The sequence below is a fragment of the Caballeronia sp. RCC_10 genome, assembly GCF_041360715.1.
GTDB classification, from domain to species: Bacteria; Pseudomonadota; Gammaproteobacteria; order Burkholderiales; family Burkholderiaceae; genus Caballeronia; species Caballeronia grimmiae.
In genome coordinates this window covers 617,012-628,595 of record NZ_JBFUPT010000002.1, presented here as the reverse complement: position 1 = coordinate 628,595, position 11,584 = coordinate 617,012, and the positions used below count along the sequence as shown (strand labels likewise).

The following is an 11,584-nucleotide window of genomic DNA, read 5'->3' as shown; positions in this document are numbered from 1 at the left end:
TGCTCCTCAAGCCTGTGCAGTTTCGGGTTTCACCGCAGTCGCGCCGATCCGTGCTGCGACCTCGGCCCGGCCGCCCTCTCGCATCCACGCATCGGCCTTTCGTGCGTACTGGATGACTTCGCTGATGTCGGAGTCGAATCCGAAGAGTCTGTAAGGCAGGCCGAGCGAGTCGCAGGTGTCTCTCAACGCCGCCATGCCGCGCACGAGGTTCGGCCCGCCGCGCCCCAGCACCACGTAGAGCGGCGTCGGTCCATGCTCGCTGAAGTGCTCGCGAAGGGCATCGGCCATCGCGCGCAGCGTCTCGAAGATGTCGGTGTTGTTCGACTTGCCGCCGATGATGAAAAGCACGTTCGACTGCTTGAGCCAGTGCTTGAAACAGATACGGGCTACTTCCTTCATCTTCGCGTAGGGCGGATTGCCCCCGAAATCCGACGAAATGATCGCGGCGTCGCCGAGCATCTCGGTGACGAGCGAGTTGGCGCCGCCGCCGAACGTCGGCGCGAGGATCGTTCCCTTGTCGTTGATCACGTACACGTCGCTTTGGCCCTGATGCGTGCGCAACTGATTGATCTCCTGCTCGAAGTCGGAATAGTCGGCGGCGAACAGGTGTTGGGGCAGTCCGAGACGCGTCCAGCGCGGGTCGTCGCGATCGAAGCCGCACTTGAAGTCGCAGGCGACCGGTGTCAGCCGTCCGTTCTTGTCCTCGCGCATCCGGATCGGATTGAGCTCCAGCGTCGTCATGCCGAAGTCGTGAAAGAGCTCCCAGAGTTTCGGCAACTGCTGCACGAGCGGTGAGATGATTTCCTTCGGCGCGCCGATCTCGCTCAGCGCGTTCGCCACGACGAACGCCTTGAGGCCGGTCAACGCATCGAAAGGCACCATCGCCACATGTTTCGGATCGACCTCTTCGATATCCATGCCGCCCTTGTGCGAGAGCGTCATCGTCGGTGCACGAAAGCGGGTGGAATCGGTGATCGAGAAATAGACTTCATGCTCGGCCGGCACGCCGGCTTCGAACGTCACGCCATTCGCCTTCGCTGTCAGGTGACCGACGGCATGCTGGGCAAAGTACAACCGCTCTTTCTCGATCAGCGCCGTCTTGAGATCGGCGGCGCGGCCGAGCAAGCCCGCTTTGCCCTTCTTCCCGACTCCGCCCTTGAAGACAGGCTTGATGAAAATCTGGCGATGGCGATCGATCAAGGTCTTGATCTCCTCCTCGCTCGCGCTCGGGCCGAGAATTTCACTCGCCGGGAATCCGACGAATTGCAGCAGGCGCGCGCCGTGCAACATACCGGTGATTTGCATGAAGTTTGTCTCCTGAGGGCATTGCGATAGATAAGAGCGGGTGTTCGAACGAGCGCCGGACGTGACAAAGCGGCCGCCGCGCCATTTGCGCTCGGGTAGCGATGTCCGGGATGGGTTGAGGCCGGGCCACGAGAGTTAGCGGCCCCGGGTGGCATTCGTCAGCCGCGTCGAATGCGTTTTGCGTCGTGCATGGCGTGTCTCCGATGCGTTTTATTGCTTTCCACTTTTTGGCTGGAATCTTGAGTACAGATAATCACGCAAATAAATTGACACGATAAGTGCAATTTTCTTAAGCATTGATGTCCCGGCGTTATCAATGCAGTCGGGGGATATGAGGCGGCGAACATGGCACGCCAACACAAGCCCGGCATCTACAAGGTAGTCAAGGAAGGTGACGGCGGCTGGTGTTTTCAGGTGACATGCGTCGAGTCCGAGCATTTTCCGCCGACGCGAAGCGGCAAAGGCGCTCACTACGAACTCGTTCATCCTGCCACGCATACACACAGGCACGACGAGATCGGCAGCAGCGACAAGTAGCTGTGCTGATGGTCAGTGGCGGCTCCCGCCTGACGACACGGGTATCGATGTCTATCCCAGGGGCAGCCGTCACCGAACCTACGACCTGCACGATAAACGACTCCTCGTGACACCCTGAAAAAAGGTCATGCAACTACCGTCGCGTACTTGGGGTTCAGGTCGCTGGTGCTCGCGAGGTGCGCTGCGGGCGGCACCTGACCGACGCCGAATGTCGCGACTCACCGCTGCGGAGCAACCCTCTTCCAACGGTGGCGCAACACCACGGCGAACTCCCGCGCCAGGGAAAGCGGGCTATAGCGCATCGCCGTGATATGACGCTTCACGGATGGAGCGGGCGGACGGTGCCGCTGCTATGGTCGCCCAGATACAGGCCGTAGTTCCCCAGCTGGCTTTCCTTGCGGTAGCGCTCGAGCATGCTTGCAAGCGCACTGTCCTGTAACGTGAGCGTTCCGATATCGTCGAGATCGACGAACTTGCCCGAGGCGGCGGAATCATCCGGCGCGCTGCACAGGAACGTGATGTACTGATGCCGGGTTTCCGTGTTGTTGTACACCGAGTAGATAAAGCTCGCCGATGCCTCTGGCTGATACTCGCGAAAGAGTGCCGCGAGCGTCTTGTCCGCGCCTTCCTTGCCCATCTCGCGCGATGGCAGGCCCCACGTGTCGTTGGGCCTTCTCACTAGCAACACCTTGTCATCCCTCGCGATGATGGCGCTGACGATCACGCTCGGGCCGGCGATGACTTCGGCCGAAACCTTCGCCGGAGTGAAGTAGCCGCCGCGGTAATAGCCGAGACCTGCATAACCCGCCGAACGGAACGCTTCGACCTTGCCGATGATGACCGCGTGGTCGCCCGCATCGACGATGTGGTGCGTCGTGCAGTCGAACCATGCGCTGACGCCGTCGAGCAGCGGATTACCGTTCGCGCTCATTTGCCAGTGAACGTTGGCAAAGCGGTCGTCGTTCGGACGAGCGAACGTATTCGACAAGTCCTTTTGTCCTTCCGCAAGGATGTTGATCGCGAAATGGCCGGTCGACGAAAACGCCTTGTAATTGCTCGACGTCTTGGCGATGCTGATCAACAGCAGCGCCGGATCGAGCGACACGGACGAGAACGAGTTGGCGGTAAAGCCGCGCGGCTTGCCGTCGTCGGTCGCGGTGGTCACGATCGTGACACCCGTCATGAACGCGCCGAACGCGTCGCGCAGTTCGCGGGTGTTGATGGGGACTGTCTCCTGGCTCACCGCGAACCTCCGACTCGATGATTGCTTCATACGGCTCGACTTGCAGCCATGCCGCAATGGTACGCCCCGTACTATCCGGAGGGCCTGCAGGCCGCCAGCGACTGGTGGACTATTGGCTCCAGACCGAATGTCGATCACGGCCGCCCGGCCAGATGAGTCACCCTACGCCAACAACCTGATGGGCGGCACCGGCAATTCATCCCCTTCGATAAACGCCGTCGCCGACAGAATCGCGAAGTGCATTGCACACTCTTCGTTGGTGAATAAGCCCCACCTTCCGAGCGAGGTCACATGACCATCCTCCTCGAAGATGGACGCTGTTGCGACGAACGATTTCCCGTCGCGCAGGACGTTCGGTTCGAACGCCGCTCCTCCGTGATAAATAATCATCGGTTCTCTCTCAGGTTCTTAGGTGGACCGGCAATCTTTGGTGCCGTCTCCTGCCGGTGTTCAAGCCCCGCGCGGTCGTTGATCGACCGTTCGTTTGAAGAGCTATCGTCATACGGTCGGCTCTGATGTTTGATCTTACCGGTCCGATATTCGTCCAATAGTAGTTTTAACCCCTAACGCGGAAGCGCTCTGTCGAGGATGAAACCGGCGGTCTGAAGCAACGCGAGGTTGTCCCGGCGACGCCTTGACGACTCCGATCCAGAGGAGAATGGATCGGTCATCAACCAACTTTGCATCGGCTGCAGCGCACCGGGCATCGTCGGCGTCGTCGGCGTTCGTGCACGTCGTACTGATCAGATTGTCGGGATCGGCGCGCTTTATGCTGACGATTAAGCGGAGCATCTTGGTAACGGCATCATGGCGACCCAGGTTCTCAGCGATGGCGCAAGCGGTGCGAACGCGATTTTGTGGCCTCTGGGCGAGCCCCGAGCCGTCATCCGCTTCGAAGCGGAACCGATGGAGTTCGTCGGACGATCCGAGCGGTGGAAGCTCGTGTGAAACAATGGTCGCATTCGAATTGAACGGAGCTACCGTGGCTGGATATCGATAGCAACCGAACCTACGGTTTTTCAAGAACCTTGGCCCGCAGCCGTTATACAGAGCATAGATTCCTCGGCCGAGGGGCTACAGCGGCAGTGGTCGCACCTACGCCATCTCCAGCAATGCAAACTACGCTCATTCACCTGCCATCCACGCCGCGGCATCGTGCTATGGCCGCCGCTGCGGCGGCTTTGTCGATTATTGCTGCCGTCCTCATCTGGCCGCTTGCCAAGAACCCCGGGCCGGTCATTCCCGCCTTTTTGCCGATATTCGCCACCTGGGTCACGGTCACCGAGGGGCTGACCGCGCTGCTGCTCTGGACCCAGTACGTCGTCTCGGGAAGGTTGCTGTTCGCAGCGCTCAGCGGGGCGTACGCGTTCACCGGCGTGATCGCCGCCATTCAGTTACTTGTCTTTCCCGGCATCTTCTCGCCAACAGGTCTGCTTGGCGCAGGGCCGCAAACGGCGATCTGGATCTGGGTGTTCTGGCACGGCGGCTTCCCTGCTCTCGTGACAGCCTCGTTGATTTCCCGTTCCGTTCCATCGAACTTGACTCACCGAGCGCGCGGCAGAGCGGTCGTCGTGGGCGCGGTCGCCTTGGCGATCGCCCTTTGCGTAGTTGCAACTGTCGGCCAGTCGCACCTTCCGCCGATTGTCGCCCAGTCTGGTTCATATGCGCAGCTATCGAGCAGCCCTGCTGCACTCATTGTCGAAGCGGCGTGTCTTGCAGCGCTTGGACTACACATCTCGACCACTCGCCTGCGGTCCCTGATGGACCTGTGGCTGGGAGTCGCGCTGCTCGGCGCGCTGATCGATGTAACGCTGACCCTGTCGGCGAGCGCCCGTTACAGCGTGGGCTGGTACGCCGCACGCGGGGCCTCGATGATGTCATCGAGTGCTGTGCTTGGAATGCTGGTCTATGAGACGACGGGCCTCTACCGCCGTCTGTCCGAGACTCACCGGAGATTGGTCGAGACGTCGGCACGTGACGGCCTCACGGGCGTCTTCAATCGCGCCTACTTCGATGAGCGCTTTGCGCAGGAGTTTTCCCTGGCGTCCGCCAGCAGCCAGCCGTTGAGCGTCTTGCTGATCGATGTGGACCACTTCAAGCAATACAACGACACGTTTGGGCATCTGGCGGGCGATGAGTGCTTGAAACAAGTCGCCGGCGCGCTCGCGAGCACCTTGCGTCGTCAAAGCGATTTCATCGCACGATACGGCGGTGAAGAGTTCGTCGTCGTCCTGCCCGCGTGTGAATCGGAGGCGGGACTGCGCGTCGGTCAGTCGCTCAGGGGGGCGGTGGAGGAGCTCGCGATCCCATCGGCATCGCCGAGCGGCGGACCCGTCACCGTCTCGATCGGATTAGCTTGTACGTTCCCGAACCAGCCCGAGTCGGCGCAAGCGCTGCTGGGCATGGCAGACGCCGCTCTGTACCGGGCGAAGTCGCGCGGCCGCAATCGGGTGGTCGATGCGTCGGAAATCGTCGATCAGAAGACTGCCTTCGGGACCACCACCGGCCGCGAGCGGTTCAGCCACTAAGTCCGGACGCGGCGCGGGACCTTTGGTTTAGCTCTATCAACGACCCCACAATCGACCACGCCTGGATAGAACCAACCGCGCCAATTTCGTCGCCGCCGCAAAAAAAAAGCCGCTCACAAGAGCGGCTCCAATCGGATCAATCACACCAAGAGAACTCAATCCCCCAGCAACGACAAATCCCTGACCGCACCCTTATCCGCCGACATCACCAGCTTCGCATACGCCTTCAGCGCCGCCGACACCTTGCGCGGACGCTGCTTCGCGGGCTTCCAGCCCTTCGCGTTCTGCTCTTCACGGCGCCGAGCGAGTCCTTCATCGGACAGCAGCACGTCGATCGTCCGGTTCGGAATGTCGATGCAAATCCTGTCGCCGTCGCGCACGAGGCCAATCGCGCCGCCCGCCGCCGCTTCCGGCGAGCAGTGTCCGATCGACAGACCCGACGTGCCGCCTGAAAAGCGCCCGTCAGTCAGCAGCGCGCACGCCTTGCCGAGCCCCTTCGACTTGATGTAGCTCGTCGGATAAAGCATTTCCTGCATGCCCGGTCCGCCCTTCGGGCCTTCGTAACGGACGATTACCACATCGCCCGCCTTCACCTTGTCATTCAGGATGTTCTCGACCGCCTCGTCCTGCGACTCTGTCACGTGCGCCGTGCCTTCGAACACCAGAATGCTTTCGTCCACGCCGGCAGTCTTCACCACGCAGCCATCCAGCGCGATGTTGCCCGTCAGCACCGCAAGGCCGCCCTCCTTCGAGAACGCGTGCTCATACGAGCGGATGCAGCCCTCGGCGCGATCCGTGTCGAGGCTCGGCCAGCGGGTGTTCTGACTGAACGCGACCTGCGACGGAACGCCTGCGGGGCCGGCCATGTAGAACGTCCTGACCGCTTCGTCGTCGGTAAGCTTGATGTCCCACTGCGCGAGCGCATCCTTCAGCGTCGGCGCATGCACAGTCGGCACGTCGGTATGCAGTTTGCCGGCGCGATCAAGTTCGCCGAGGATCGCCATGATGCCGCCCGCGCGATGCACGTCCTCGATGTGATACTTGTTCGTGTTCGGCGCGACCTTGCAAAGCTGCGGCACAGTGCGCGAGAGGCGGTCGATGTCCTCCATCGTGAAGTCGATTTCGGCTTCGCGTGCGATCGCAAGCAGGTGCAGGATCGTGTTGGTCGAGCCGCCCATCGCGATATCGAGCGTCATCGCGTTCTCGAAGGCCTTGAAGCCGACCGAGCGCGGCAGCACACCCGCCTCTTCCTGCTCGTAGTAACGGCGCGCCAGTTCGACGATGCCGCGTCCCGCGCGCTTGAAAAGCTGCTCGCGGTCCGCATGCGTCGCGACCACGGTGCCGTTGCCCGGCAGCGAAAGACCGAGCGCTTCGGTCAGGCAGTTCATCGAGTTCGCCGTGAACATGCCCGAGCACGAGCCGCACGTGGGGCATGCGGAGCGTTCGACTTCGGCCACGTCCGCGTCGGAGTATGACGAGTCGGCGGCGATCACCATCGCATCGACGAGATCGAGCTTCTTCAGTTCGATGGCCTTCGTCTTCGGATTGGCGAGGCGCGTCTTGCCCGCTTCCATCGGGCCGCCCGAAACGAAGATCACCGGAATGTTCAGGCGCATCGCGGCCATCAACATGCCGGGAGTGATCTTGTCGCAGTTCGAGATACAGACCATGGCATCGGCACAGTGCGCGTTGACCATGTATTCGACCGAATCCGCGATGATGTCGCGGCTCGGCAGCGAATAGAGCATGCCGTCATGGCCCATCGCGATGCCGTCATCGACCGCAATCGTGTTGAATTCCTTGGCCACGCCGCCCGCCGCCTCGATTTCGCGTGCGACGAGCTGACCGAGATCTTTCAGGTGGACGTGACCCGGCACGAACTGGGTAAACGAATTGACGACGGCGATGATCGGCTTCGAAAAGTCTTCGTCTTTCATGCCGGTGGCGCGCCAGAGCGAGCGAGCACCCGCCATGTTTCGGCCTGCGGTGGAAGTTTTGGAACGGTATGTAGGCATCGTGGTGGCTGTTTGATATCGCGAGAAGAAAAGCAGGCCACGAGGGGTAACGGGCCTCGCGCGCATGGGTCGACGACCTTGTGGGCCGGCCGGGCGCGGGTTAAGGATTATCACATAACCGCTGTGTTCATTCCCGGCTTGCTTTCCCGGTTCGAACTAACGGTGTTCGTCGCTCTGACGCGCGATCCCGACGAGAATATCGACGAATTCCTCTATCGGTTGCGATGCGATTTCGTTTTTTCGCGTGATGACGCTGTAGTTCGTCAACGTGCGCCGAATGGGAACGCTTAGATACCCTAACAATCCGTTCTTTACGTACTTGTCCATCGCGGATTGCGGCTGCAGCGACAGCATGTCGGTAGCCTGCAACAGCTCCAGCGTCGAAAAGATGGAAGGCGTCTCCACGATGCCGACCGGGGCCACCATGCCCGCAGCCGCGAACGTCTCCTCGAATAGCTGCCGCATCGCGGTGCCCGGCGGATAAAGAATCCACGGCCATCGTCCCAGATCGGCAATCTCCAGTTGCCGCTGCTTCAGCAAAGGATGATGCTGCCCGACGACCGCGCACGCGGGCTCCGCCAGCAGATCCACGACATCGAAGAGCGCGGCATGGCGCGGCTCGGTCGGGCGGCCGACCATCACGTCGAGGCGCTTTTCTTCGAGCCAAGTCGCCAGTTGATCGCTGCTCTGCTCGACGAGCTTGATGATGAGCCGTGGCCGCCTGCGCTGAATCTCCTTGATCGCGGCGATGACCAGTTGCGCAGCCGACGCCGGTATGAAGCCCACGGTCAGATGGCCGTAGCCGCCGTTCCTGAGCGTGGCGAACTCCCCCGAGAACTTGCTCAGGTTGGCGAGAGTCGTGCTTGCATAACGCACCGACAACTCACCCAGATAGGTCGGCCGCATCTCGCGCGGCAATCGGTCGAAGAGCGGCGCGCCGAGCATCGCTTCGACGTCGCTCAGGATCTTCGTCGCCGCGGGCTGCGTGACGTGCATCTGTTCGGCCGCAAGGCGCAGGTTGCGAGTACGGCCCAGCAATTCCAGCAGTTGCAAATGCCTGAAGCGCAGCTTCGTTAAAACCTGAAAGGTCGAGATGGCGGAATCGTGGGACATAAGGGTAAACGCACACAGCCTCATAACCGGATGGAATGGATTCTACGCAATTAGCGATTGGACGCTTATCGAACGGCCAAACGACAATCGACGAGCGCAATGAATCCACACTCAATCCAATCCATAGACTCAGCCAAACCATGAACGCAAGAGTGCGATATTCCGCTACCGAGCTGCAACGCTTTGCACAGGACCTGTTGGTCAAAGCGGGCCTGGATGACCCGAAGGCCCGAGCCGTTGCGAGCACGCTCGTCGACGGCGACCTGATGGGACACGACACCCACGGCCTCGCGTTGCTCGCCCCTTACATCAGCGAGATTGAACGTGCGGCAATGACATGCTCCGGCGAACCGGACGTGATCTCGGACCGCGGCGCGAGCCTGCTCTGGGATGGACGGCGTCTTCCCGGCCCGTGGCTCGTTTTGCAGGGCATCGAAACGCTCGCCCCGAGGGCGCGAGAATATGGAAGCGCGACGCTCGTCATTCGCCGCAGTCACCATATCGCGTGTCTTGCGAGCTATCTGGAGAAGGCCACGGCCGACGGCTTCATGATCGTGCTGAGCAGTTCGGACCCGGCCGTGCAAAGCGTCGCGCCGCACGGCGGCACACGTTCGGTCTTCACGCCGAATCCGATTGCCGCCGGCATTCCGACTTCGGGTACGCCTTTCCTGATCGACATCTCGTCATCGACGGTGACGAACGGCATGACCGCGCGTCTGCACAAAGCCGGCGAACTGTTCGATGAAGCCTGTTTTATCGATGCGAACGGCGAGCCGAGCCGCGATCCCGGCGTGTTGTCCGCCGATCCGCCCGGGTCGATCCTGCCGGTTGGCGGCATGACATGGGGACACAAGGGCTTTGGGCTGGCGCTTCTGATCGAGGCGATGACGGGTGGACTCGCGGGCCACGGTCGAGCCGATCCCGCTGACGGATGGGGTGCGACCGTGTTCCTGTCGCTATACGATCCGGCTGCGTTCGGCGGCCCCGCCGCGTTCAGCAGGCAGATGGACTGGATCGGTGACGCATGCCGCGAGAATCCGCCCCGCCCCGGTTTCTCGAATGTCCGGATGCCGGGCGATCGCGGACTGAGCCTCAAGCGCGAGCAACTGCGCGACGGCGTCGCGCTGTATCCGGGCATCGCGCCGGCGCTGGAAGCCTGCGCAGAGCGCTATGACCTGCGCTTTCCTGCGGCACTGACTGCGTAGTTTTGTCTTCGAAGCACCCGCGACGGTCATCGCGGGTGCCATCTTCAGCCGCTTCTTTTACGCATTGCGCGTCTGCACGGCCGCCGGTATCGGCTGACGCACGAGGATCCAATAGCCGACTACCGCGATACCGGCCACCGCCGCTCCGACGAACAGCGCAGGCTGGAACGAGTGCGACTGCTGCACGATGAAGCCCGTGATGACCGGCGCCAACGCGCCTCCGAAATACCCTCCGAAGTTCTGCATCGCGCCGATGGATGCGGTGCAGTTGGCCGGCGCCGCCACGGAAGCCATCGCCCACGCCGCGCTGCTCGATACATACAGCAGCAACATCGAGATGGAGATGAAGACGACCGCGAGCGTCGCGCTGTGCGTGAGGCCCGTCAGAACCGTGAAGAACGCGACGCCCAGCAACGATGCAGCCATCGGATACTTGCGGCTGTTGATCGCGGAAACGCCTCGTTTCGCGAGCACATCGCACACCTTGCCGCCGGACAGACTGCCGACCACGCCGAAGAGATACGGAACCGCCGCGACCCATCCCGACTTCGCGATCGTCAAATGGAACTCCATCTGCAGATAGGTCGGCAGCCACGCGTTATACAGCCAGAGCACATAGATCGTGCCGAAGAAACCCAGCAGCATGCCCCACGTCGTACCGAATCCGAACAGGCGGCGCCAGTCGTTCCATGTCGGGCGCGCTGCGACCTCTTCTTCGCCGTCGTTCAGATAGGCGCGCTCACGCTGCGTCAGATCGACCTGATGCGGATCGCGATGGACGAGATAGAAGCCCAGTGCGACCACCAGTCCGGCGATGCCCATGATGCCGAACATCCATCGCCATCCGACCGTCAGCATGACGACTGTGAGCAACGGGGCCGATATCGCGGTACCCAGGGTCGATGAACTGTTCCATATGCCAGTCGCCGCGCCGCGCTCCTTCTTGCCGAACCAGTCGCGAACGACTTTCGCGCTCGTCGGGAATTGCGGCGCCTCGCCGATCCCGAGAATCATGCGCGCCGCGAAGAATTGCCCGAAGCTGTTGACGACGCCGCCGAACGCCTGCGCGACCGACCACGTCGCGAGACTGACCGACAGCATGATGCGCGCGCCGAAGCGATCGACGAATGCGCCTGCGGGCAACTGCGCGAACGCATAGGCCCAAAGAAACGCCGAAAGCAGCAGACCCATTTCCGCGACCGATAGCCCTAAGTCTTGTCGAATGAGCGGATTGGCGATCGACAGCGTCGCACGGTCGATGTAGTTGATGATCCCACTTAGTAGGAGCAACGCGAGCGCGGTGCGCTGAATTCTTCGCACTCTTGGTGATGCCTTCTCGCTCGCGGCGAAGTCGTGCGCGCCGCCTGCATCGGAATGCGGCGCACCTGAAACGGGGGACGACTGCTCCATGTATGAGTCTCCTGGCAAGATTGTTATCGTGGCTAATCTGTTTTCGACGCCGCACGCGCTGCTCGCAACTGGCGCAGCATGCACAGCAGGTGATCTGCGCACGATATGTCTGCCTCTGCCGGAAATCCAATCAAATTTACCGTCGAACCGATTCCATCTGTTTATGGCGGGCTAGGTGCAAACCCGCGCAAGCTTGTCTGTCGAGAGAATTGCATGCCAGGCGATGAA

Annotated in this window: 9 protein-coding genes; 3 read left to right on the top strand and 6 right to left on the bottom strand. The window is 61.5% G+C overall.

What is annotated here, in order from left to right:
• Positions 1-6: 6 nt before the first annotated feature.
• On the bottom strand, positions 7-1,305 hold the full coding sequence (locus AB6804_RS07380) for an ATP-grasp domain-containing protein (protein ID WP_370885900.1): 1,299 nt from the start codon (positions 1,303-1,305) through the stop codon (positions 7-9).
• Between the two features lie 345 nt (positions 1,306-1,650).
• On the opposite strand from AB6804_RS07380, the gene AB6804_RS07375 reads away from it, so the two are divergent.
• On the top strand, positions 1,651-1,842 hold the full coding sequence (locus AB6804_RS07375; RefSeq protein WP_370885899.1) for a hypothetical protein: 192 nt from the start codon (positions 1,651-1,653) through the stop codon (positions 1,840-1,842).
• Between the two features lie 319 nt (positions 1,843-2,161).
• On the opposite strand, the gene AB6804_RS07370 is transcribed toward AB6804_RS07375, so the two are convergent.
• A complete protein-coding gene (locus AB6804_RS07370; RefSeq protein WP_370885898.1) occupies positions 2,162-3,085 on the bottom strand; it encodes a flavin reductase in 924 nt (307 codons plus the stop codon).
• 162 nt (positions 3,086-3,247) lie between these two features.
• Positions 3,248-3,475, bottom strand: coding sequence for a hypothetical protein (locus AB6804_RS07365; protein WP_370885897.1), 228 nt, complete (start codon positions 3,473-3,475; stop codon positions 3,248-3,250).
• Positions 3,476-4,197: 722 nt separating this feature from the next.
• Here AB6804_RS07365 and AB6804_RS07360 point away from each other — a divergent pair.
• Positions 4,198-5,613 (top strand): GGDEF domain-containing protein, encoded by a 1,416-nt coding sequence (locus tag AB6804_RS07360; RefSeq protein WP_370885896.1) that lies wholly within the window; start codon positions 4,198-4,200, stop codon positions 5,611-5,613.
• 155 nt (positions 5,614-5,768) lie between these two features.
• Here the strand turns inward: AB6804_RS07360 and ilvD are convergent, their stop codons facing one another.
• Positions 5,769-7,628, bottom strand: a complete 1,860-nt coding sequence (gene ilvD, locus AB6804_RS07355; RefSeq protein ID WP_370885895.1) for a dihydroxy-acid dehydratase — start codon at positions 7,626-7,628, stop codon at positions 5,769-5,771.
• A 156-nt stretch (positions 7,629-7,784) separates the two neighbouring features.
• Complete coding sequence (locus AB6804_RS07350) at positions 7,785-8,741, bottom strand: LysR family transcriptional regulator (RefSeq protein ID WP_370885894.1); 957 nt, start codon at positions 8,739-8,741, stop codon at positions 7,785-7,787.
• A gap of 140 nt (positions 8,742-8,881) precedes the next feature.
• Between AB6804_RS07350 and AB6804_RS07345 the strand changes: the two genes are divergently transcribed.
• The gene (locus AB6804_RS07345; RefSeq protein ID WP_370885893.1) at positions 8,882-9,946 is read left to right on the top strand and encodes an Ldh family oxidoreductase; all 1,065 of its coding nucleotides are present in this window, start codon (positions 8,882-8,884) and stop codon (positions 9,944-9,946) included.
• A gap of 57 nt (positions 9,947-10,003) precedes the next feature.
• Here the strand turns inward: AB6804_RS07345 and AB6804_RS07340 are convergent, their stop codons facing one another.
• The gene (locus AB6804_RS07340) at positions 10,004-11,356 is read right to left on the bottom strand and encodes an MFS transporter (RefSeq protein WP_370885892.1); all 1,353 of its coding nucleotides are present in this window, start codon (positions 11,354-11,356) and stop codon (positions 10,004-10,006) included.
• Positions 11,357-11,584: the final 228 nt, after the last annotated feature.